Origin of the sequence: Massilia sp. Root351 (assembly GCF_001425045.1) — a bacterium.
Classification (GTDB): Bacteria; Pseudomonadota; Gammaproteobacteria; order Burkholderiales; family Burkholderiaceae_D; genus Rugamonas.
The window spans coordinates 384,135-405,529 of the sequence record NZ_LMDJ01000001.1; the positions used below are offsets into that span (position 1 = coordinate 384,135).

The 21,395-nt window shown below is 66.1% G+C and carries 18 protein-coding genes and 1 tRNA gene; 10 read left to right on the forward strand and 9 right to left on the reverse strand.

Features of this window, described 5'->3' with window-relative positions; translation table 11 throughout:
• The first annotated feature begins 91 nt into the window (after nucleotides 1–91).
• The 5 genes from ASD15_RS01735 to ASD15_RS01755 all read left to right on the forward strand — a co-directional run bounded on the left by ASD15_RS01735 (nucleotide 92) and on the right by ASD15_RS01755 (nucleotide 6,771).
• Entirely contained in the window at nucleotides 92–2,410 is a 2,319-nt protein-coding gene (locus tag ASD15_RS01735) for an NADP-dependent malic enzyme (RefSeq protein ID WP_057153022.1), read from the forward strand.
• 129 nt (nucleotides 2,411–2,539) lie between these two features.
• Nucleotides 2,540–3,583, forward strand: coding sequence for a GDP-mannose 4,6-dehydratase (gmd, locus tag ASD15_RS01740; RefSeq protein WP_057153633.1), 1,044 nt, complete (start codon nucleotides 2,540–2,542; stop codon nucleotides 3,581–3,583).
• Nucleotides 3,583–4,524: an NAD-dependent epimerase/dehydratase family protein gene (locus ASD15_RS01745; RefSeq protein ID WP_057153023.1), complete on the forward strand. Its 942-nt coding sequence runs from the start codon at nucleotides 3,583–3,585 to the stop codon at nucleotides 4,522–4,524. The genes gmd and ASD15_RS01745 overlap by 1 nt, the downstream gene beginning before the upstream one ends.
• A gap of 5 nt (nucleotides 4,525–4,529) precedes the next feature.
• The gene (locus tag ASD15_RS01750; RefSeq protein ID WP_307188264.1) at nucleotides 4,530–5,654 is read left to right on the forward strand and encodes a glycosyltransferase family 1 protein; all 1,125 of its coding nucleotides are present in this window, start codon (nucleotides 4,530–4,532) and stop codon (nucleotides 5,652–5,654) included.
• Between the two features lie 4 nt (nucleotides 5,655–5,658).
• Complete coding sequence (locus ASD15_RS01755; protein WP_057153025.1) at nucleotides 5,659–6,771, forward strand: glycosyltransferase family 4 protein; 1,113 nt, start codon at nucleotides 5,659–5,661, stop codon at nucleotides 6,769–6,771.
• Nucleotides 6,772–6,774: 3 nt separating this feature from the next.
• On the opposite strand, the gene ASD15_RS01760 is transcribed toward ASD15_RS01755, so the two are convergent.
• Both ASD15_RS01760 and ASD15_RS01765 read right to left on the reverse strand, forming a co-directional pair.
• Nucleotides 6,775–7,767: an HD domain-containing phosphohydrolase gene (locus ASD15_RS01760; protein WP_057153026.1), complete on the reverse strand. Its 993-nt coding sequence runs from the start codon at nucleotides 7,765–7,767 to the stop codon at nucleotides 6,775–6,777.
• A complete protein-coding gene (locus ASD15_RS01765) occupies nucleotides 7,764–11,342 on the reverse strand; it encodes an MHYT domain-containing protein (RefSeq protein ID WP_057153027.1) in 3,579 nt (1,192 codons plus the stop codon). Before ASD15_RS01765 ends, ASD15_RS01760 begins: the two co-directional genes overlap by 4 nt.
• A gap of 145 nt (nucleotides 11,343–11,487) precedes the next feature.
• Here ASD15_RS01765 and ASD15_RS01770 point away from each other — a divergent pair, with 145 nt between their 5' ends.
• On the forward strand, nucleotides 11,488–11,973 hold the full coding sequence (locus ASD15_RS01770; RefSeq protein ID WP_057153028.1) for a hypothetical protein: 486 nt from the start codon (nucleotides 11,488–11,490) through the stop codon (nucleotides 11,971–11,973).
• 53 nt (nucleotides 11,974–12,026) lie between these two features.
• On the forward strand, nucleotides 12,027–12,158 hold the full coding sequence (locus ASD15_RS33505; protein ID WP_267877821.1) for a hypothetical protein: 132 nt from the start codon (nucleotides 12,027–12,029) through the stop codon (nucleotides 12,156–12,158).
• A gap of 23 nt (nucleotides 12,159–12,181) precedes the next feature.
• On the opposite strand, the gene ASD15_RS01775 is transcribed toward ASD15_RS33505, so the two are convergent.
• On the reverse strand, nucleotides 12,182–12,406 hold the full coding sequence (locus ASD15_RS01775; protein ID WP_157200787.1) for a hypothetical protein: 225 nt from the start codon (nucleotides 12,404–12,406) through the stop codon (nucleotides 12,182–12,184).
• Between the two features lie 146 nt (nucleotides 12,407–12,552).
• Nucleotides 12,553–12,637, reverse strand: a tRNA-Leu gene (locus ASD15_RS01780).
• 123 nt (nucleotides 12,638–12,760) lie between these two features.
• Here ASD15_RS01780 and ASD15_RS01785 point away from each other — a divergent pair.
• Complete coding sequence (locus ASD15_RS01785; protein ID WP_057153030.1) at nucleotides 12,761–14,722, forward strand: APC family permease; 1,962 nt, start codon at nucleotides 12,761–12,763, stop codon at nucleotides 14,720–14,722.
• Nucleotides 14,723–14,729: 7 nt separating this feature from the next.
• Here ASD15_RS01785 and ASD15_RS01790 read toward each other — a convergent pair whose 3' ends face one another.
• Nucleotides 14,730–15,194, reverse strand: a complete 465-nt coding sequence (locus ASD15_RS01790; protein ID WP_057153031.1) for a GNAT family N-acetyltransferase — start codon at nucleotides 15,192–15,194, stop codon at nucleotides 14,730–14,732.
• Nucleotides 15,195–15,374: 180 nt separating this feature from the next.
• Here ASD15_RS01790 and ASD15_RS01795 point away from each other — a divergent pair, with 180 nt between their 5' ends.
• Complete coding sequence (locus tag ASD15_RS01795; RefSeq protein WP_157200788.1) at nucleotides 15,375–15,782, forward strand: hypothetical protein; 408 nt, start codon at nucleotides 15,375–15,377, stop codon at nucleotides 15,780–15,782.
• 145 nt (nucleotides 15,783–15,927) lie between these two features.
• Nucleotides 15,928–16,329, forward strand: a complete 402-nt coding sequence (locus ASD15_RS01800; RefSeq protein WP_157200789.1) for a hypothetical protein — start codon at nucleotides 15,928–15,930, stop codon at nucleotides 16,327–16,329.
• Nucleotide 16,330: 1 nt separating this feature from the next.
• On the opposite strand, the gene ASD15_RS01805 is transcribed toward ASD15_RS01800, so the two are convergent.
• From ASD15_RS01805 to ASD15_RS01820, 4 genes are all read right to left on the reverse strand, one after another.
• Complete coding sequence (locus ASD15_RS01805) at nucleotides 16,331–18,283, reverse strand: AAA family ATPase (protein WP_057153034.1); 1,953 nt, start codon at nucleotides 18,281–18,283, stop codon at nucleotides 16,331–16,333.
• 222 nt (nucleotides 18,284–18,505) lie between these two features.
• Complete coding sequence (locus ASD15_RS01810; protein ID WP_229418022.1) at nucleotides 18,506–19,240, reverse strand: ABC transporter substrate-binding protein; 735 nt, start codon at nucleotides 19,238–19,240, stop codon at nucleotides 18,506–18,508.
• Nucleotides 19,241–19,311: 71 nt separating this feature from the next.
• Nucleotides 19,312–21,027, reverse strand: coding sequence for a glycosyltransferase family 39 protein (locus tag ASD15_RS01815; RefSeq protein WP_057153036.1), 1,716 nt, complete (start codon nucleotides 21,025–21,027; stop codon nucleotides 19,312–19,314).
• A gap of 78 nt (nucleotides 21,028–21,105) precedes the next feature.
• Nucleotides 21,106–21,375, reverse strand: a complete 270-nt coding sequence (locus ASD15_RS01820; protein ID WP_057153037.1) for a type B 50S ribosomal protein L31 — start codon at nucleotides 21,373–21,375, stop codon at nucleotides 21,106–21,108.
• Nucleotides 21,376–21,395: the final 20 nt, after the last annotated feature.

Genomic DNA, 21,395 nt, shown 5'->3' on the forward strand with positions numbered 1-21,395 from the left:
CCGGATTCGTGAAAATACCTAGCTGACTGAAAGAATTGGTCTGATAGAATCGGAAGCTTTCCCGATAGACAAACAGGAAGGCAGCAAGAGCATGGATTCGTCATCTGATAAAAAAGAGGAATTGAGACAACAACTGCGCCTGGCCGCGCTCGAATACCACGAGTGCCCCAAACCCGGCAAAATCAGTGTAACCCCCACCAAGCAGTTGACCAACCAGCGCGACCTCGCGCTCGCTTACTCTCCCGGCGTGGCTGCCCCCTGCGAAGAAATCGTCGCGGATCCCGCTAATTCCTACAAGTACACCGCGCGCGGCAACCTGGTCGCCGTCATCACCAACGGCACCGCCGTGTTGGGCCTGGGCAATATCGGCCCGCTGGCCGCCAAGCCGGTGATGGAAGGCAAGGGCGTGCTGTTCAAGAAGTTCGCCGGCATCGACGTGTTCGACATCGAGATCAACGAATCGGACCCGGACAAGCTGTGCGACATCATCGCCTCGCTGGAGCCGACCTTCGGCGGCGTAAACCTGGAAGACATCAAGGCGCCCGAGTGCTTCACCATCGAGCGCCAGCTGCGCGACCGCATGAAGATCCCGGTGTTCCATGACGACCAGCACGGCACCGCCATCATCGTCGGCGCGGCGCTGCTGAACGGCATCCAGCTGGTGGGCAAGGACATCAAGGAATGCAAACTGGTGGTGTCCGGCGCCGGCGCGGCCGCGCTGGCCTGCCTGGACCTGATCGTCGACCTCGGCTTCCCGCTGGAAAACATCTTCGTCACCGACCTGGCCGGCGTGGTCTACAAGGGCCGCACCGAGCTGATGGACCCGGACAAGGAGCGGTTCGCGCGCGACACCCCGGCCCGCACCCTGGCCGAAGTGATCCCGGACGCCGACATCTTCCTGGGCGTGTCCGCCGGCGGCGTGCTCAAGCAGGACATGGTCAAGCAGATGGCGCCCAACCCGCTGATCCTGGCGCTGGCCAACCCGAACCCGGAAATCCTGCCGGAAGACGTGAAAGCGGTGCGCGGCGACGCCATCATCTGCACCGGCCGTTCGGACTACCCGAACCAGGTCAACAACGTGCTGTGCTTCCCCTACATCTTCCGCGGCGCGCTCGATTGCGGCGCCACCACGATTACCCGCGAGATGGAAATTGCCGTGGTGCACGCCATCGCCGAGCTGGCGCACGCCGAGCAGTCCGACATCGTGGCCACCACCTACGGCATCCAGAACCTGTCCTTCGGTCCGGAATACCTGATCCCGATGCCGTTCGACCCGCGCCTGCTGACCAAGATCGCCCCGGCCGTGGCCAAGGCGGCCTTCGACTCCGGCGTGGCCACCCGTCCGATCAAGGACCTGGAAGCCTACGCCGACAGCCTGCAGCAGTTCGTGTACCGTTCCGGCACCTTCATGAAGCCGCTGTTCGCGGTGGCCAAGCAGACCCCGGCCGAGCTGAAGCGCATCGTCTACGCCGAAGGCGAGGAAGAGCGCGTGCTGCGCGCCGTGCAGGTCATCGTCGACGAGCGCCTGGCCCGTCCTATCCTGGTCGGCCGTCCGGCCGTGCTGGAGAGCCGCATCCACAAATTCGGCCTGCGCCTGCGCCAGGGCATCGACTACGATGTCATCAACCCGGACTTCGACGAGCGCTACCGCGACTACTGGACCGCCTACTACGCGCTGGCCAACCGCCAGGGCGTGACGCAGGAATACGCCAAGCTGGAAATGCGCCGCCGCCATTCGCTGATCGGCGCCATGATGATCAAGAAGGGCGACGCCGACGGCATGATCTGCGGCACCTTCGGCACCACCGACCTGCACCTGAAGTATATCGACCAGGTGCTGGGCAAGCGTCCCGGCGCCTGCGTCTACGCCGCCATGAACGTGCTGGTGCTGCCGGAGCGCCAGCTGGCCATCGTCGACACCCACGTCAACGAGAACCCGGACGCCAACCAGCTGGCCGCCATCACCATCATGGCCGCCGAGGAAATGAAGCGTTTCGGCCTGCAGCCGCGCGCCGCGCTGCTGTCGCACTCGAACTTCGGCTCGTCCAACAGCGCCTCGGCGCAGAAGATGCGCGCCGCGCTGGCCATCGTCAAGGAACAGGCGCCGGAGCTGGAAGTGGACGGCGAAATGCATGGCGACACCGCCATGGATTCCAAGCTGCGCCAGAAGATCATGCCCGATTCGACCCTGACGGCGGACGCCAACCTGCTGGTGATGCCCAACATCGACTCGGCCAACATCGCCTACAACCTGCTGAAAACGGCGGCCGGCAACGGCATCGCGGTCGGCCCCATCCTGCTGGGCTGCGCCGCGCCGGTGCACATCCTGACCCCCTCGGCCACCGTGCGCCGCATCGTCAACATGACGGCGCTGTGCGTGGTGGACGCGGTGGCCCAGCGCAAGGCGTAAACCAACTGGTTGAGATCGCCCTGTAACGAGATGTAAGTAGTGTAAAGCCCGTCCGGCGCCAACCGGGCGGGCTGCATGTCTCTGTTACAATAACCGGCTGTCAAAGTTCTGTTGGAAAACGTGAATATCATGCAAAAGACTAAAAAAGCGCTCGTTACGGGCATTACCGGCCAGGATGGCGCCTATCTCGCAGAACTGTTGCTGGGCAAGGGCTATGTTGTCACCGGTACCTACCGCCGCACCAGCTCCGTTAATTTCTGGCGCATCGAAGAACTGGGCATACAGAATCACCCCAATTTGAAACTGGTCGAGTACGACCTGACCGACTTGAGCTCGAGCATCCGCCTGCTGCAGAACGGCGACTTCGACGAGGTCTACAACCTGGCGGCGCAAAGCTTCGTCGGCGTGTCCTTCGAACAGCCCGTCACCACGGCGGAAATCACCGGCATCGGCCCGGTCAACTTGCTGGAAGCTATCCGCATCGTCAACCCGAAGATCCGCTTTTACCAGGCGTCGACCTCGGAAATGTTCGGCAAGGTGCAAGCCATCCCGCAAGTGGAAGACACGCCGTTCTACCCACGCAGCCCGTACGGCGTGGCCAAGCTGTACGCCCACTGGATGACCGTGAACTACCGCGAGTCCTACGGCATCTTCGGCTCCTCCGGCATCCTGTTCAACCACGAGTCGCCGCTGCGCGGCCGCGAGTTCGTCACCCGCAAGATCACCGACTCGGTCGCCAAGATCAAGCTGGGCAAGCTCGACGTGCTGGAACTGGGCAATATGGACGCCAAGCGCGACTGGGGCTTTGCCAAGGAATACGTGGAAGGCATGTGGCGCATCCTGCAGGCTGACGAGCCGGGCACCTACGTGCTGGCCACCAACCGCACCGAAACCGTGCGCGACTTCGTCACCATGGCCTTCAAGGCCGTCGGCATCGCCATCGAATGGAAGGGCGAAGCGGAGCAGGAAACCGGCCACGACGCCAAGACCGGCAAAGTGCTGGTGCGCGTCAATCCGAAGTTCTACCGTCCTGCCGAAGTGGAGCTGCTGATCGGCAATCCGGCCAAGGCCACCAAGGAACTGGGCTGGGCGCCGAAAACCACGCTGGAAGAGCTGTGCCAGCTGATGGTGGACGCCGACCTGCGCCGCAACGAGATCGGCTTCTCGTTCTGATGAACGCGCCGGTGCAAGCCTTGCAACTGCTGTCGCCCGCGCAGGAAGGCGCAGGCAAGCGCGCGCTCGTCACGGGGCTGGCCGGCTTTACCGGCCAGTACGTGGCGGCCGAACTGCGCGCGGCCGGCTACCGCGTCACCGGCACCACGGTGCCGGGCCATGCCGGCGTGTCCGAGGACATGCTGGCGGTGGACCTGACCGACCGCGCCGCCGTGGCGGCCATGGTGCAGCAGGTGCAGCCGGACGTGGTGGTGCACCTGGCGGCCATCGCTTTCGTGGCGCACGCCGACATCGAACAGATTTACCGCGTCAACGTGGTGGGTACCCGCAACCTGCTGGAAGCGCTGGCCGCGCTGGCGAAGAAACCGTCGGCCGTGCTGGTCGCTTCGAGCGCCAACATCTACGGCAACGCCGACTTGCCGATGCTGAACGAAGACGTGGCGCCGGCCCCCGCCAACGACTACGCCGTCTCCAAGCTGTCCATGGAATACATGGCCCGCTTATGGATGGACAAGCTGCCCATCGTCCTTACGCGTCCGTTCAATTACACGGGCGTGGGCCAGCACGAGAACTTCCTGCTGCCGAAAATCGTGTCGCACTTCCGCCGCAAGGCGGCCGACATCGAACTGGGCAACCTGCATGTGTGGCGCGACTTCTCGGACGTGCGCATGGTGGCGGCGGCCTACCGCCAGCTGCTGGCCAAGGCGCCGGCCGGGCAAACCTTCAACATCTGTTCCAGCACCGGCTACTCGCTGGGCGAAGCGCTGGACATGATGGGCCGCATCGCCGGCTACCAGATCAACGTGCATGTGAACCCCGCCTTTGTGCGCGCCAACGAAGTGGTGCGCCTGGTGGGCGACAACACCCGCCTGGCCGGCGTGGTGGGACAGATCGTGCCGGTGCCGCTGGAGCAAACGCTGCGCTGGATGTACGAGGCTTGAGTGTCTTGCGCATTGGCCTTTCCACCACCACTGTTGAGCCGGTCCTGACCGGCGGCCGGCTTGACGGCATAGGCGTCTACAGCCAGGCCCTGCTGCGGCATTTGCCGGCGGCCGGCTGCGCGGTGCAGGCCTTGTCGTTTGCGCCCTTCGGCCAGGGCGCCTCCGCCCTCAGCGTGGGCGCCCCCATGCCGCATTCCTTCCCGTATACCACGCTGCGCGACCTGTCCACCCCGGGCGCCGTGCGCGAGCACATGCCCAGCGTGGACCTGTACCACTCCACCGACTACCGCACCGTGCGCATGGACTGCATGGTGGTGGCCACGCTGCACGACGCGCTGCCGCTGTCGCACCCCGAATGGTGCAGCCCTCGCCTGCGCGGCCTGAAGAACTGGCTGCAGCGCAAGGCCGCGCGCAAGGCCGACCACGTGATCGCCGTGTCGCACTTCGCCGTGCGCGAGCTGGAACAGTGTTTTGGCGTCGATCCGCGCCGCATCAGCGTGGTGCACAACGGCGTCGACGAGCGCTGGCTGGATGCGCCCGCCCCCGAGGCGGTGGCCGCCACCCAGGCGCAGTACGGCCTGAAGCCGGGCTATTTCCTGTTTGTCGGCACGCTGCAGCCGCGCAAGAACCTGGGGCGCGTGCTGGAAGCCTACCTGGCCCTGCCGCCGGTGGTGCGCGCCAAGCGCCAGCTGGTGGTGGTGGGCGCGCCGGGCTGGCGCAGCGGGGAACAGCAGGCGCAAATGAAAGCGGCGGTGCAGAACGGCGAAAACGTCGTCTGGCTGGACCGCCTGACCCACGAAGAGCAGCTGCGCCATGTGTACGCGGGCGCGGGCGTGTTCGTGTTCCCCTCCCTGTACGAGGGCTTCGGCATCCCGGTGGTGGAGGCTTTCGCGTCCGGCGTGCCGGTGGTCGCCTCCAACACGTCGTCGCTGCCGGAAGTCACGCGCGGCGCCGCGCTGGAGGTCGATCCGCTGTCGGTGCCCGAGATCGGCGCGGCCATGCTGGAGCTGGCGCGCGACGACGCGCTGCGCGCGCGCTGCGTCGCCGCCGGCCGCGTGCGCGCCGTCGAGCTGACCTGGGCCGAGACCGCCCGCAAGACGGCAGCCGTGTACCACACCCTCTTATCCTGAACCTATGCGCGTCCTCCATTTCTACAAGACCTATTACCCCGATTCGTGGGGCGGCGTCGAGCAGGTGATCCGCCAGATGTGCGTGGGCACCACGCGCCTGGGCGTGAAGAACGACGTGCTCACGCTGACCCGCAACGGTGGCCCCGCGCAGATGGAGATCGAAGGCCACACGGTGCACCGCGTGCCGCTCAGCTTCGAAATCGCCTCCAACGGCATGTCGTTCGCGGCCATCCGCAAGCTCAAGCAGCTGGCGCGCGACGCCGACGTGATCCATTACCACTTCCCGTGGCCCTTCATGGACCTGGCGCACTTCATGGCGGGAATCGGCAAGCCCAGCGTGGTTACCTACCATTCGGACATCGTGCGCCAGAAAACGCTGCTGCGGGTGTACGCGCCGCTCAAGCGGCGCTTCCTGGGCAGCGTGGACGCGATCGTCGCCACCTCGCCCAACTACCTGGCCTCGTCGCCGGTGCTGGGCCGCTTCAAGCACAAGACCCGCACCATCACCTACGGCCTGGACCAGTCGATCTATCCCAAGCCTTCGCAGGCGGTGCTGGACAAATGGCGCGCGCGCTGTGGCCAGCGCTTCTTCCTGTTCGTGGGCATGCTGCGCTACTACAAGGGTCTGCACATCCTGCTGGACGCGCTGGCCGGCACCGACTATCCGGTGGTGATCGTCGGCGCCGGGCCGCTGGAGCAGGAGCTGAAATCGCACGCGGAACGCCTGGGCCTGACCCACGTGATGTTCGTCGGCGCGCTGGAGGAGGAGGACAAGGTGGCGCTGCTGGAGCTGTCCTACGCCATGGCGTTCCCGTCGCATTTGCGTTCGGAGGCGTTCGGCATTTCGCTGCTGGAGGCGGCCATGTACGGCAAGCCGATGATATCGAGCGAGATCGGCACCGGCACCACCTACATCAACGTGGACCAGGAAACCGGGCTGGTGGTGCCGCCGAGCGACCCGCAGGCCTTCGGCGCCGCGATGCGCACCTTGTGGGAGCAGCCGGAACTGGCCGCCGCCATGGGCCGCCGCGCCGCCCAGCGGTACCAGGACCTGTTCACCGCCGAGCGCATGGCGCGCAGCTACGTGGAACTGTACCGCGAGCTGGCCGGGAAATAAGCCTCAGCGCTCCGCCCAGCGCGCCTTGATCTCGACGATGGCGGGCAGGCGCTCCAGGAACAGGTCCACCAGTTCGGGATCGAAATGCTGGCCGCGCTGCTGGCGCAAATACTGCACCGCTTCCTCCACCGGCCACGCCTCCTTGTAGGGCCGGGCTGAAGTGAGCGCGTCGAACACGTCGGCAATCGCCACGATGCGGCCCTCCAGCGGAATGTCCTCTCCGGCCAGCCCGCGCGGGTAGCCGCTGCCGTCCCATTTCTCATGATGGGTGAGCGCGATATTGCGCGCCAGCGCGAGCATGCCGTGGGCGTGCTCGCCGATGATGTCGGCTCCTATCGTGGAGTGCGACTGCATGATCTTCCACTCGTCCTTGTCCAGCGCGCCCGGCTTTTGCAGGATGCGGTCCGGAATGCCGATCTTGCCCACGTCGTGCATGGGGGCGGCGTGCAATAGGTCCTCGGCGGCGATCTCGCTCAGGCCTGCGGCCAGGCCCAGCACGCGCGCGTAGTGGCTCATGCGGATCACGTGCAGGCCGGTTTCATTGTCCTTGTACTCGGCGGCCAGGCCGAGCCGCTGCACGATCTGCAGCCGCGTTTCCTTCAGTTCGTCCACCCGCACCAGCGACAGGTGAGTACGCACGCGGGCCCGTACGATGGGCGGGCTGAGGGGCTTGGTGATGTAGTCGACGGCGCCGGCCTCGAAGCCGGTGACCTCGTCGTCCGGATCGCACAAGGCGGTGGCGAAGATGACGGGGATGGCAGCGGTGGCCGGGTCGGCCTTCAGCATGCGGCAGGCTTCGTAGCCGGTCATGCCGGGCATCATCACATCCATCAGGATCAGGTCGGGCCGTTCCTGGCGCGCCAGGTCGAGGCCGCGCGCGGCGTCCTTGGCGAACAGCAGGCGGTAGTGGTCTTGCAGGATGTGGCGCAGCAGCTGCAGGTTGCTCGCTTCGTCATCCACCGCCAGGATCAGCGGCTGCAAAGGGGCTTGGTTCATTGCGGACTCTCTTGGGAATGGGGCAGCGCGTCGGCCATCACGGCGTCCAGTTTAGCCTGCGCCAGCGGGAAATCAAAATTCGCCACCGCCAGGTGCAGCTGTTCCAGCGCGGCGGGCGGCACGTGGCCTTGCACGCGGTGCGACAGGCTGGCCAGCGCCGCGTCGTCCAGCGCGCCGCGCCGCAGCGAGTGCAGCAGCCGCTGCGCATCCTCGCGCGCCGCTGCAATGTCGAGCGCCAGCGCGGCCAGTATCGGCGAGGGAGGCGCCGCCTGTCCGGCTGTCCCGGCCTGGTCCTGCTGCCGTGCGCGGATCGCCTTCAGCGCGGCGGCGAGCTGCAGTGCCGCGCCAGCCAGGGCCGCTTCCAGCGCCGCGCCCGGCGGGGACGCCGCAGCCTGGTCTTCCGCCTGTCCTGCGACCAGCTCTTCGATATCCGACAGCGCCTGCGCCAGCTGTTCCAGCCCGAGGTTGGCGGCCACGCCGCGCGAACGGTGCGCCAGCGCCTGGATGGCTGCATGGTCGCCGCTGGCGCGCAGCGCGGCGAACTGCTGCGCGCCGTTGCCGTGTTCTGTGAGGAAGTGGGCCAGCGCGGCCTGGTAGCCATGCTCGCTGCCGTCCCAGCGCCGCAGGCCGGCTGCTTCGTTGAGCACCTGCAGCCCCAGTTCAGGCCGCGCGCCGTACAGCCCTGCAGGCGGGACCGGCAGGGCGGGAAGGATGGGGGCGATGGTGGCGTGTGGCGCGGCTGGCGCATCCGGTGCGGCAACCGCGGCCTGCCCGGCAAGCGCGTCCGGCGTCGCCTGCGCCAGCACGCGCGCCAGTTCGCGCGACAGCTGCGCCCAGTCGACCGGCTTGGATGCGAAGCCGTCCATGCCGGCCGCCGAACTGGCCTGCCGGTGCGCGTCCAGTACACTGGCCGTCATGGCGATGATGGGCACCCGCCGCCGGCCCGCTTGCGCCGCCTGCGTGCGGATGGCGCGGGTGGCGGCCAGGCCGTCCATCACCGGCATCTGCACGTCCATCAGGATCACATCGAAGTCCGCGCTGCCGGCCAGGTTCGCGGCGGCGGCGCCGTCGGCCGCCGTCGTCACGCTGTGGCCGCGCCGTTCCAGCAATAGCCGCAGCAGTTCAAGGTTCTGCGCCACATCGTCCGCCGCCAGGATGCGCAGCGGCGGTAGCGCCACTGCGCGGTCCGCGAGCGCCGCCGCCGTGTCCTCCGCTGTCTCCGCCGATCCGGCCAATCCTTCGATACCCGCCGCGCCGCCTGCCAGCGCCGGTTGCGCCTGCGCCGGCACCAGCGGCAACAGCACATGGAACACCGTGCCCTGGCCCTGCACGCTCTCGGCCCAGATGCGCCCGCCCATCAGCTGCACCAGCTGCCTGCTGATGGTGGTGCCCAGGCCCGTGCCGCCATAGCGCCGCGTCATCGACGGATCGGCTTGCGTGAAGGGATCGAATATCGCCTCGAGCCGGTCCGGCGCAATGCCGATGCCGGTGTCGCGCACCGTCAGGTGCAGCTGGCCGTCGCGCAGCGCCGCATGCAGCGCCACGCCGCCGTGCGCGGTGAACTTGATGGCGTTGTCCAGCAAATTGGTCAGGATCTGCCGCATGCGCAGCTCGTCGCCGTGCAGCCGCACCGGCAACTGCGGCGCATAGCCGACCTCCATTGCCAGCCCCTTGGCGCGCGCGCTGGCGCCGCTGGTCGAGGTCAGCTCGTCGATCAGCGCCAGGAAATCGTAGTCCGCCAGCTCCAGTTCCACCGCGCCCTTGTCCAGTTTCGCCGTGTCGAGAATCTCGTTGAGCAGCCGCAGCAGCGCCCGGCCCGCGCTGCGCACCGTGTTCAGATGGCGGCGCTGCTCCGGCTGCAGCTCGGTGTCCAGCAGCACGTCGGTGAAGCCGAGGATGGAATTCATCGGCGTGCGGATCTCGTGGCTCATATTGGCCACGAAACTGGCGCGTGCGGCGGCAGCCTGCTCGGCGTGGTCCTTGGCGCGCCGCAGTTCCTGCTCCATCTGCCGCCGTTCGGTAATGTCCAGCATGACGCCGTCGATCCAGCGCACCTGGCCTGCCGCGTCGCGCACCACGGCGCCGTGCTCCCAGATCCAGCGCAGGCCGCCATCCGCATGCTGCAGGGCGTATTCGATCAGGTAGGGCTGTTCGCTGGCGATGCTCTGGTCCAGTGCCTGCACCACGCGCGGGCGGTCGGCGGGCACGATCAGGCCGGTCAGCGTGCGGCTGGTGTCCGGGCCGACGAAGTCGCTTGCCGGATAGCCGGCCACCAGTTCCACCCCGTCGCTCAGGAACACCAGCGGATGCGCACCGCCCGCCATGCAGCGGAACGAGATGCCGGGGATATGCCCGATCAGCGAGCGGAATTGCTGCTCGCTTTCACCCAATGCCTGCACCATGGCACGGCGCTCGCTGATGTCGGTGATGAACAGCACGAACAGGTCCTCGCCGCCCAGGCTGGCGTGGCCCAGCGCGCGCCGGATCGGCACCAGGCTGCCGTCCTTGTGCAGGCCGTACAGCTCCGTGCCCGCGTGGGCCTGGCGCGCCGCTGCGCTGTCGCGCTGGCGCAGGTGGTACAGCAGCCCGTCCTGCGCCGACTGCAGCGGATCGGCCACCAGCACCGCCACGTTGCGGCCGATAATCTCGCTGCGCCGCCAGCCAAAGATGCGCTCGGCAGAGGCGTTGAAGTCCTGGATCACGCCGTCGCCGTCGACCGAGATCACGCCGTCCACCGTGGTGGTCAGCAGCGCGCGCATCCAGCTCTCGCTGCGGCGCAGGCTGCGGTACAGTTCGCGGTAGCGCAGCAGGCCGTAGGCGCCCGTCACGAACACGGTGAAGGCCACGGTGATGACGGAGATGGCCAGCGCCAGGAAGCCGCTGCCGGGTCCGGGCGCAGTGCCGGGCGGCGGCACGCCGACGAACCGCGCCGCCTCCATGCCGGTGTAGTGCATGCCGGCGATGGCGCAGCCCATGAACAGCGCGCTCAGCGCCAGCCGGGTGCCGTTCTTCAGGTGCAGCGCGCCGCGCAGGCCGAAGCGCACCCACAGCGCCGCCGTGCCCAGCGCCACTGCAACCAGGATGGAGACGCCAAACATCACCGGGTCGTAGCGCAGCGCCAGCGTCGATTCCATGGCCGCCATGCCGGCGTAGTGCATGGCGGCGATGCCCAGGCCGACCATCAGGCCGCCGCAGCCCAGGGTTTTGCCGGTAACCTTGCGCCGCCGCACCAGGGCCAGCGCCACGCAGGACGCACCCAGGCTGGGCAGCAGGGACAGGATGGTAAGGGTGGGTTCGTAGCTGACGCTGGTGCACAGGTTAAACGCCAGCATGCCGATGAAGTGCATCGACCACACGCCGCAGCCCAGCGCCAGGCTGCCGGCCAGCAGCGCCACGGTGCGCAGCATGCGGTGGCTGCCGCCGCGCGCCTGGCCCGCCAGCTGCAAGCCCATCCACGACGAAAACACCGCCACCAGCACCGACAGCACCACCAGCTTGGGATCGTACTGACCATAGGTCATCAGTGCCGGCTCGGCCGGCGGCGAGAACAGCTGCAGCAGGGAACTTTGGTCCATGGCGGTTGGCGATTGAATAAATCCTGTTGCAATAAATGTCAGCAACATACATTATCACATTTCCATGTGGAAATATGACCATGTGTTGCGGCTGTGCCGAATTGAATGAAGACGAGTTTTCCATTCCGGAATTGGATGAGAGCGTATGGCTGAGCTGATATGGCGAGGACAGTGCCTGGTCTGGCGCGCCACCGGCGAGGCGGACGATACGGCCGCCGCCCGCGAGGCCCTGGCGTCGGGAAAGGTCCAGGGCGTTGATGCCTGCAACATGGATTTCAAGGGGGCGACCGAATTGTTGCTGGAGCGCTTGGCTGACGACGGGAGCGCGGTGGCCGTCACGCTGCGCCCGACCCGCAAGGAGGGGCGGCGCGTCGTGACGGACCGGGATGCGGCCGCCCTCACGGTGACCTTCGCCAGCCCCATTCTGTACCAAGTGATGGAAGAAGCGGTCGCTGCCATGCACGGCCTGCGCGTGCCGGACGAACGGACCGTGCTGTGCGAAATGGCAGGCAACGCCTACATTGACGGTCTGGGCCTGGAGCAACTGCGTCCCGGCGTGCGCTATTTCTTGCTGCGCACGGCGCACTCGGTAGTGTGGGCGGCGTGCGCGGAAACGCCCGCGCTGTCATAGGCAATGCATAAGCTGGCCACGACTACTTCACGGGGCGCACAAGGCAGGATCCGATGAAGCATTACAGCGTATGCCGCGTAGAAGGCATGGGCGATGGCGACGAGGAAGAGCAGCAGCAGCTGCAAGCCATGCTGGAAGAGGCGCGCAGCTATCTGCAGGAAAATTTCTTCACCGACGAAGATTGAGGCGGCCGCCTCGCCAGGTCCGCTTAGCGGCCCCCTTCGGGACCGGCTGCCGTGCCGCTGGTGACGGTTTGCAAGTCGTATTCCAGGCGTTCCTTGCTGGTCACTTTGACGGTCGAGTCGCGGCGCGGCAGGCGGCTGCCGGTCTGGGCGTACTGCTCTTCATAAGTGGGTTTGCCTTCCATTTCCGCATTGGTGGCGCAACCGCCCAGTGCGGCCCCGGCCGCGAGCATCAGGAGTAGCTGTTTCATTGCAGTCCTTTTTGATAACTAATTAACGGAATGCAATCCTAGCATCAAACGCGGGGAAATTGCCAATATACCAAGCGCGAGGCAACAAAAAACCCGCACTGCCAGGGAAGACATGCGGGTTCTGCGCTGATGCTGTTGTGCGGTAATGGTGCCCCGGGCCGGAATCGAACCGGCACGAATTTCTTCGGCAGATTTTGAGTCTGCTGTGTCTACCAGTTCCACCACCAGGGCGGCACTGTACGCGCAAGGCATACATTATAGTCCAGCCCCGGAGAAATTGTAAGCCTGCTCACGGCCCGCCTGTGTCATCATTCTGCTTACGTACGCCAACCGCCCCCAGCCGGGGCCGAACGCATGAAAAACAAGAAGATACGCGAGATCATCCTGGGCAAGGCGCTCGACCCGATGCGCTCCGAAACCCGCCATTCGATGGCGCTGGTGGCCTTCCTGGCCTGGGTCGGCCTGGGCGCCGACGGTCTGTCCTCGTCCGCCTACGGCCCGGAGGAAACCTTCCGCGCGCTGGGCACGCACACCCACCTTGGCCTGTATATGGCGATCGCCACCGCCATCACGGTGTTCATCATCGCATTGGCCTACAACCAGGTGATCGAGCTGTTCCCCACCGGCGGCGGCGGCTACCGCGTGGCCACCAAGCTGGTGGGTCCCTACATGGGCCTGATCTCCGGCTGCGCGCTGGTGCTCGACTACGTGCTTACCATCGCCATCTCCATCGCCTCCGGGGTGGACGCGCTGGCCTCCTTCCTGCCGCTCGGCTTCCAGCCCTACAAGCTATGGGCCGAGGTGTTCTTCATCGGCCTGCTGATCGTGATGAACCTGCGCGGCCTCAAGGAGGCCATCCAGATCCTGCTGCCGATCTTCGTCGGCTTTGTCGTCACCCACCTGATCCTGATCGTGTACGGCATCGTCGCGCATGCGGAACACCTGCCCGGCCTGATCCCCAGCACCATGGACGAAACCGTGAGCCTGGCGCAGGGCATAGGCTGGACCGGCGTGGCCGGCATGCTGCTGCTGGCCTACTCGCAGGGCGGCGGCACCTACACCGGGCTGGAAGCGGTGTCCAACAACGTCAACCTGCTGGCCGAGCCGCGTGTGCGCACCGGCAAGATGACCATGCTGTACATGGCGCTGTCGCTGGCGGTGACGGCTGGCGGCATCATCATGCTGTACCTGCTGTGGGACGCCCAGCACGTGCCGGGCGAGACGCTGAACGCGTCCACCTTCAAGAGCATCATCAACCACATGGACCTGGGCGGGCCGGTGGTGAACCAGGTGCTGCTGGCGGTGGTGCTGGCGTTCGAGGCCGGGCTGCTGTTCGTGGCCGCCAACACCGGCTTCCTGGGCGGGCCGTCGGTGTTGTCGAACATGGCGGCCGATTCCTGGGTGCCGCACAAGTTCCGCTACCTGTCGACCCGGCTGGTGACGCAGAACGGCATCCTGGTGATGGGCCTGGCCGCGCTGGCCATCCTGTGGTGGACCGGCGGCAGCGTCACCCTGCTGGTGGTGCTGTATTCGATTTCCGTGTTCCTGACCTTCGCCATTTCGCTGTTCGGCCTGTGCCTGTACTGGGTGCGCAACCGCAAGAAGAACCCGCGCTGGCTGGGGCGCTTCCTGCTGTCGCTGGTCGGCTTCACGATCTGCGCGGGCATCCTCGTGATCCTGCTGATTGAGCGCTTCGCCGAGGGCGGCTGGGCCACCGCGCTGATCATCGGCGGCATCGCCGCCGTGTGCGTGGTGGTGCGCAACCACTACCGCGAGACCAAGCGCGCCATCCATTCGGTGGACGAAGTGTTCTCCAGCCAGCCGTTCGGCCCCAACCGCGAGCCGGTGGAGCCGGACCCGCAGGACCAGACGGCGGTCTTCATCGTCGGCAATTCGCGCGGCGGCGGTTTGCACGCGCTGCTGTGGGTGCAGCGTATGTTCCCGGGCCACTTCAAGAACTTTTTGTTCATCAACGCGCGCACGGTGGATTCGCACGCTTACGGCGGCGAAGGCGCGCTCGAGCAGATGCGCAACGAGGCGGAAACCACGCTGGAGTACTTTGTGGACTTCTGCCACAGCCACGGCATGGCGTCCTCGTCCTACCTGGGCTTCGGCACCGACGCGGTGGACGAGGTGACCCGCATGTGCGAAGAGATCAGCAACGAATTCCCGAATGCGATCTTCTTCACCAGCAAGCTCATTTTCTCCGCCGACAACTGGTTCACGCGCGCCCTGCACAACCAGGCCTCCCTCGCCATCCAGCGCCGCCTGCATCTGGAAGGCTTGCAGATGGTGATTTTGCCGATGAAGGTGTAACGCGGGCTTACGGCAGCAGCTTGCGCATGGTGGCGTTGGCCAGCAGTTCGCCGCGCACGGCGACCTGGTTGCGGGTCTCGACGGTAAAACCGTGGCGCGCAAATAGCGCTTCGGCGGTCAGGCTGACGTCCGAACGCAGCACCGCGATGCGGCGTTCGGCCGCCAGCCCGAATAAATGCCGCAGCAGCGCCTGCCCGATGCCGCGCCCGGCATACGGCGCGGCCACGAAGAACATGTCGATGTAGCCCGAGGGCTGCAGGTCGGTGAAGGCGGCCAGTTCGCCGTCCACCTCGGCCACCCAGCTCTGGTTGGCGCGCATGCGCTGTTCCCACAATGCGGCATCGTAGTCGTCCGGCGCCCACGCGCGCAGCTGTTCGGCCGTGTAGTCGCGGCTGGCCAGGCCGTGCACGGAGGAGTGGAAGATGGCGCGCAGCAGGGCCTCTTCGCCGCGCTGGTAAGGTCGGATCTGCATGCGGCTATCTTACTCCGCCGCTTTGCCGCCTGTCCGCGTGAAATCGCAGATTGGCCCCGTCAATCTGCCGTTTGTCGCGCGCATGCAGCGGCGCGCCAGCCGCTTTGCTATCTTGATCCTGTCCCCGCTAAAACGAGAACAGCGGTGACCGCCAGGTCAACCAGCATACGGAGAAACACCATGAAAAGAACATTCGCCGCAATGGCAGCCACTGCCGCTCTGTCCTTCCTCGCCGCCGGCGCCGCCGCCGGCCCGCAAGTCGTCGGCGACAGCGCCGACAGCGTGCAGATCAAGCGCGCGGCCTACAAGCTGTCCCCATCCGAGTTCAACGACTACGCCCACCTGTTCGTGCTAAGCAATGGCACCAAGATCAAATTCGCCAACAGCGTCAACCGCTACTACGCCGAGCTTCCCGGCGCTGGGCGCGTCGAAATGTATCCGCAGGCGCCGGGCGTGTTCAAGACCGCCGCCGGCACCCGCTTCGAGTTCCGCGAGCAGGGCGGGCTGGTCGCCATCGACAAGCTGGAGCGCCTGCCGATGGCGCAGGCGATGCCGGCCAAGGGCGTGACCGTCCTGGCCCGGCGCTAGCCGGCCGAAGCGCGCCCCGGCCCACGGCGCTATGGGGAAGCGCGCCGGGATAGAAAGAATCAGTGAAATCGGCGCTTACGCTCCGCCGTGCGGCTGCTAGTATGAAATGATGCTGCAGCGGCCTTTCCGCTGATGGGAGCGCATCATGAAAACTTATCTGGGCGCCGTCGTGGGCGCAGCCTTGGGCCTGGCAATGTTCTGCGCGGATGCGGAAGCGCAGTCGGACAGCGTGCAGATCAAGGCGCCGCAGCAGGCGCCAAAAGTCATGCGCCTGGCGCCGGGCGAGTTCGACGAGTACGCGGCATCCTACGATTTGAGCAATGGCGAGCGCATCGCGTTCTCCCAGCGCGGACAGCGTTATTTTGCACAGTTGGGGGGCGAGCCGCGGACCGAGCTGCTGCCGCGCGCACCCGGCGTGTTTATCACGCCTGCCGGCGCGCGCGTGGAGTTCAGCAACAAGGGAGCTGAACTCACGATACGCAATTACGAACGGCTCGTCACCAGCGCTGTGCTGCCTCCCGGCACGGTGATGATGGCGGTGCGCTAAGCTACGCCAGGCTGGCCGCGTGCGCGCGGCGGTCCGCCACGCGGCGCTCCGGGCGCTGCGGCGGGGCCGTGTCCAGCCGTTCTTCCAGCAGCGCGAAGATTTCGTCCTTGGACAGCACGTAGCGCTCCAGCAGTTCTTCCTTCACCGATTCCATGACGGCGCGGTAGTCGCCGATGGCGCCCAGCGTGTAGCTGTACAGCTCGTCGGCCTTGGCTTCCACTTCGGCCAGCGTGTGCTCGTTGTTGTCGTGCTTGAACTGGCTGTAGTCCAGCTTGGAGCGCGAGTACATCGACAGCTGGTTGACCATGGTGTCCAGCATGCGGGTGGCTTTCTGGATGTCGTTCTGGCTGCCCACGGAAATGCCGCGCGCGCCGTAGAACAGTTCCTCGGCCGCCACGCCGCCGTACAGCTGGATCACATCCTGCTCCAGCTCCTCCAGCGTGCGCAGCGCCATATCGTCGCCGGCCGACAGCACATAGCCCAGCGCGCCCAGTTTCGAGACCGATTCGGTGCTGATTTTCAGCAGGTGCGACTTTTCCTTGATCTCGGCCAGCGGCAGGCCCTGGCGCAGGTAGGGATCGATCTGCATGAAGAAGTGGCCCAGTTCGTGCAAGGCGATGCGCTCGCGCTGGCGGCTCTTTTCAGCCGTGGTGGCGCGGTCGGTCAGGCCGATGGTGGCGCGCTCGAAGGCGCGGAACATCAGGCCGGTGTCGATGACCTTGCCTTCCTGGATGGCGATCATGCTGGCGCGCTCGACCACGGTCTCCAGCACCGCCGGACTCAGGTTGGCGGTGATCTCGGCCACCTGGTTCAAGTCCAGCTTGTTCCAGTCCACGCAGCCTTCCTGCTTGCGCTTGAGGAAGGATTCCACCAGCTGCGCGCGTTCGTTCTTGTTCGGCAGGCGGAAGTTGATCTTCACCGAGAAGCGGCGCAGCATGGCTTCGTCCATCTGCGAGCTGGCGTCGTCGAAGTTGGACGCCACCACCCAGATCACGCCCGCGCCGTCGTCCTTCTTCACGCCGTCGAGCAGGCCAAGCAGGGTGTTGGCGGTGTCGTCTTCCCACTTCTTTTCGCCGCGTCCGCGCGGCATGAACAGCGCCTGCGCCTCGTCCAGGAAAATGATGCAGGAGCCGCGTGCGCAGGCCTTCTTGTACAGCGCGTTCAGTGCCTTCGAGCCGCCGCCGATATAGCCCGATTCCAGCGCCGAGCCGGAAGCCTGGATCAGCGGAATGTTCAGGCGCTTGGCCAGGTAGCCTGCCAGCTTGGTCTTGCCGGTGCCCGCCGGGCCGGTCAGCATCACGTTGAAGGGCTTGTCGATGTTGTGCGACTGGTAGACGCGGCGGTTGCGTATCATGTCTTCCAGGTGCAGCACTTCCTGCTTGATGTCGTCCATGCCGATCAGGTCGTCCAGGCTGCCCTTCAGCTGGTCCGGCGAAATCACGCTGGCGCTCATGCCCATGCCGGGAATGCCGAATTTCAGGCCCAGCAGCAACAGCAGCACCACGGTGATGTCGAACGCGTGGCGCTGCAGGAAGTCGCGGGTGGGCGCCAAGGCGCCGCCGTCGTCCTGCAGCACGGCCTTGTGGCTGGACAGCCATTCTTCCTGCGCAATGCCGTAGGGAATGCCGTTGCGCAGCAATACCTCACGCTCCAGGCTCAGGTGGGACGTGCTGGGCACTTTCACCACGTGCAGCTCGGGCGCGTCCTTGAACTTGTAGATGTAGCGCGGCGCTTCCGACAGCGGCTTGGCCACCAGCAGGTAGTCCAGCCGCTCGCGCTGGGTTGCCAGCGCGGTGATCTCGGCGATGTTCTGCGAGCGCACCACCGGGCTGGTGTCTTGCGCCACATTGCTGCGCCAGGCGGCCAGGCCGACGGCCAGCGCGATGGCGGCGAGCAGGGCAATACGGACCCAAGTATTCTTGAGCGCGAGCTGAAGCTTATAGATGTTGAACATGGTCTTTGGACTCGGCAGACTGCTGGCGGGCTGTGGCCAGAAGATGTCGTACAGGGGCTGGAGCGCAGGGTGGGGCGGTGGCCAGCGTTGCTTTTAAGCATGCCCTAGGGCAATGGATATCGAGCACTATAGCGTGCTCTGCCTGTTTTGTGTGCAGTCGGCGCAGAAAAAAACGGACTCAGCCACAGCGTGGACAGCTTGATAATGCCTTGATTACAAGGACTATTTTCGTTTTTCCAACAACGCGTACTTGCGCTCCAGGCGGGCGTACGTGCCGTCGCGGCGCATGCCGTCCAGGGCCGCGTTCAGCTTGTCCACCAGCGCGTCCGGCAGGGCCGGATTGCAGGCCAGGTAGACCTTCACCTTGTGGAAAGTCAGCAGCGGCGCCAGCTCGCCCCGCTCGATGGCGGGGAACTGCGCCAGCGCGTGGTTGCCGGAACGCATGCCTATCGCCCACAGGTCGATGCGGTTCAGCAGCAGCTTTTTCGGGTTGGACGCATCGCTCTGCACCGGCTCCACATGGAAACCCCGGGTGCGCAGGAACTCGTCACGCGCGTCGCCATGGTAGGTGCCGATGCGCAGCGGGCGGGCGTCCTCCAGCGTGCGCAGCGGAAACTTGTGGTCGGCGCGGCCGATGAACACCCATTCGGACTGGTCGGTGGGGCCTATCCATTTGAACTGGTGCTCGCGCTCGGGCGTGCGGGAGGTGGAATAGACGCAGGTGGCGGGTTGCTGCAGCGCCAGGGTATAAGCGCGTTTCCAGGGCAGGATGTCGATCTGGTAGGGCACGCCGGCGCGCAGCAGCATGGCCCGGATCTTGTCCGTTTCGCGGCCGGTAACCTGGCCGTCTTCCTTCCAGCTGGCCGGCGGCGAATGCTCGCCGGCGATGAACAGCGCGCCCGGCAGCCCGGCCACGGCGGGCGCGGCGGCCAGCGCAGCCCCCAGCAGCGTTGTCATAAAAATCAGTCTTGTTGCCATGGATACTTTATTAACAGCACGCAGCCTACCATGGCAAGCCGCGCGGCGCGCTATTGCGCGCGGCGGTACAGCCGGAAACGTTCCTGGCGGTCGGAGGCGCGGCGGCCTTCCCACAGCTGTTGCCAGTGCGGCGCGCGGTAGGCCGGCGCCAATTCGGCGCTGTCGTCCATGCGGATGTTGTCTTGCAGTAATAGCATCTGGCACTGCTGGCCCGGTTTGCCGAACGGCAGCTTGCCGAAATACACGAAGGAGGCGCGCTGGGCCGGGGCGACATTGGTTTCCACGCAGCCGGTGCCGGGCGGCACCACGGCGGCTGCCTGGCGCGCCACCGTGGCGTAGCTCTTGCTGTAGTTGGCGGCCGGCAGGAACAGGGTCATGGCCAGGATCCATACCAGGATCAGGCCGCCGGACGACAGCACCACCGCGCGCCACAGCACGGCCGGCTGGCGCGACAGGCGCCAGTGCACCAGCATGAACCAGCCGATGGTGGCGCAAAAGGCCACCAGCACGGCCGGCGCGCGGAACTCGGGGTTGAAGCCGGGCACCAGCTTGAGCGCGTTGTGCGCCGCCTTGGCCGGCCAGCCGGTCAGCATGGCGCTCCAGAACAGCCACAGCGTGGCCGCGCACAGGGTCAGCACCATGACGGAGAACCAGTCGATGGCATTGATGGCGCCGCGCTTCATGGTCAACAGGCCGAAGGCGGCCATGATGGCCAGCGGCGGCAGCAGCAGCAGCAGCTGGCCTTGCTCGGGCGCCGGGTGGCACAGGGCCAGCAGCGTGGCCATGCCGGTGAAGGTGACCGGCACCACGATGTGCAGCACGCGGCGCTGGCGGCGCCAGGCGTACACGGCCCAGGCGGCGAACGGCCAGGCCGGCCAGAAGAACCACACGCCCACGCGCAGGAAGTAGCCCAGCGACTGCGGCGTCGGCAGCGCGATCTGCGCGTAGTTCCATTGCATCCACGCGCCCAGCTGGGCGTCGCCATGGCTGAGCACGGCGGGCAGCAGCCACGGCATGGTGGCCAGCGCGCCCACGCCGGCCGACACGGCCAGGTGGCCCAGCGTGCGGCCGGCCGGCATGGCCAAAAATTGCGAGCACAGCAACAGGGCCAGCACCAGGAAGGCTGGCGCCAGCCAGCCGCGCGCCAGCACCATCAGGCCGAGCGCCAGGCCGATCAGGGCGGCGTTGCGCACCGAGGGCAGTTCCATGTAGCGCACCGAGCGGTACAGCAGCAGCGACAGCAGCGCCACTTGCAGCGGTTCGGCGGTGGTGACATGGCTTTGCACCAGCAGGCCCAGGCAGCCGAGGTAGATCAGGCTGGCCGCGTCGGCCAGCGTGCGGCCGAAGTCGTCCGGCGCGGGCTGGCCGCCGAAGGCCAGTTTCAGCGGCTGGGCGTCCTGGCGACGGCCCAGCGCGAAGGTGACGTACCACAGCGACAGCACGCCCAGCAGGAAGACCATGATGGTGGACACGCGCGCGGCCAGCACGTCGCCCATCAGCCAGCCGAACAGCTTGATGCAGGCCGCGCCCAGCCAGAACGCCAGCGGGCCTTCGTCGGGCATCGGCAGGCCGGCGATATTGGGCCACAGCCAGTCCTGCACGCCGCCTTGCGCCATGGTCCACATGATGCCGAAGCTGGCGGCGTCGTCGCTCTTCCACGGTTCGCGGCCGATCAGGCCCGGCAGGATGTACAGCAGGAACAGGGCGTAGATGGCCCAGCGGGGCAGGGCCAGGGTGGCGGCGGCGGGCAGACGGACTGGCTTCATCGGCAGGGGCGCAAAAAGAAATGAGTATGAATGAAAAAAAGGCAGCCGTAGCTGCCTTTTTTCTCGCACTGGGGCAGATTAGCCTGCAGCGACGGAAGTCTTGGAACCGACGGAACCGAACTTCTGGCGGAATTTCTCAACGCGGCCAGCGGTGTCGACGATTTTGTGCTTACCGGTGAAGAATGGGTGCGATTCAGCCGACACCTCGATCTTGACCAGAGGGTATTCTTTACCTTCGTGTTCAATTTTTTCGCGGGTCTGGATGGTCGAACGGGTGATGAACTTGAAGTCGCACGACAGGTCGTGGAACACCACTTCGCGGTAGTCTGGATGGATTTCTGGTTTCATGTGCTTCTCTCTAGGGGTAG

Bases quoted from the DNA above. Each gene is read 5' to 3' on its own strand.
- ASD15_RS01815 (WP_057153036.1), bottom strand. From the start codon at position 21,027: ATGAAGCCAGTCCGTCTGCCCGCCGCCGCCACCCTGGCCCTGCCCCGC.
- ASD15_RS01765 (WP_057153027.1), bottom strand. From the start codon at position 11,342: ATGGACCAAAGTTCCCTGCTGCAGCTGTTCTCGCCGCCGGCCGAGCCG.
- ASD15_RS01775 (WP_157200787.1), bottom strand. From the start codon at position 12,406: ATGAAACAGCTACTCCTGATGCTCGCGGCCGGGGCCGCACTGGGCGGT.
- ASD15_RS01745 (WP_057153023.1), top strand. From the start codon at position 3,583: ATGAACGCGCCGGTGCAAGCCTTGCAACTGCTGTCGCCCGCGCAGGAA.
- ASD15_RS01735 (WP_057153022.1), top strand. From the start codon at position 92: ATGGATTCGTCATCTGATAAAAAAGAGGAATTGAGACAACAACTGCGC.
- ASD15_RS01790 (WP_057153031.1), bottom strand. From the start codon at position 15,194: ATGCAGATCCGACCTTACCAGCGCGGCGAAGAGGCCCTGCTGCGCGCC.
- ASD15_RS01760 (WP_057153026.1), bottom strand. From the start codon at position 7,767: ATGAACCAAGCCCCTTTGCAGCCGCTGATCCTGGCGGTGGATGACGAA.
- ASD15_RS01785 (WP_057153030.1), top strand. From the start codon at position 12,761: ATGAAAAACAAGAAGATACGCGAGATCATCCTGGGCAAGGCGCTCGAC.
- ASD15_RS33505 (WP_267877821.1), top strand. From the start codon at position 12,027: ATGAAGCATTACAGCGTATGCCGCGTAGAAGGCATGGGCGATGGCGAC.
- ASD15_RS01805 (WP_057153034.1), bottom strand. From the start codon at position 18,283: ATGTTCAACATCTATAAGCTTCAGCTCGCGCTCAAGAATACTTGGGTC.
- ASD15_RS01770 (WP_057153028.1), top strand. From the start codon at position 11,488: ATGGCTGAGCTGATATGGCGAGGACAGTGCCTGGTCTGGCGCGCCACC.
- ASD15_RS01795 (WP_157200788.1), top strand. From the start codon at position 15,375: ATGAAAAGAACATTCGCCGCAATGGCAGCCACTGCCGCTCTGTCCTTC.
- ASD15_RS01800 (WP_157200789.1), top strand. From the start codon at position 15,928: ATGAAAACTTATCTGGGCGCCGTCGTGGGCGCAGCCTTGGGCCTGGCA.
- gmd (WP_057153633.1), top strand. From the start codon at position 2,540: ATGCAAAAGACTAAAAAAGCGCTCGTTACGGGCATTACCGGCCAGGAT.
- ASD15_RS01755 (WP_057153025.1), top strand. From the start codon at position 5,659: ATGCGCGTCCTCCATTTCTACAAGACCTATTACCCCGATTCGTGGGGC.
- ASD15_RS01810 (WP_229418022.1), bottom strand. From the start codon at position 19,240: ATGACAACGCTGCTGGGGGCTGCGCTGGCCGCCGCGCCCGCCGTGGCC.
- ASD15_RS01820 (WP_057153037.1), bottom strand. From the start codon at position 21,375: ATGAAACCAGAAATCCATCCAGACTACCGCGAAGTGGTGTTCCACGAC.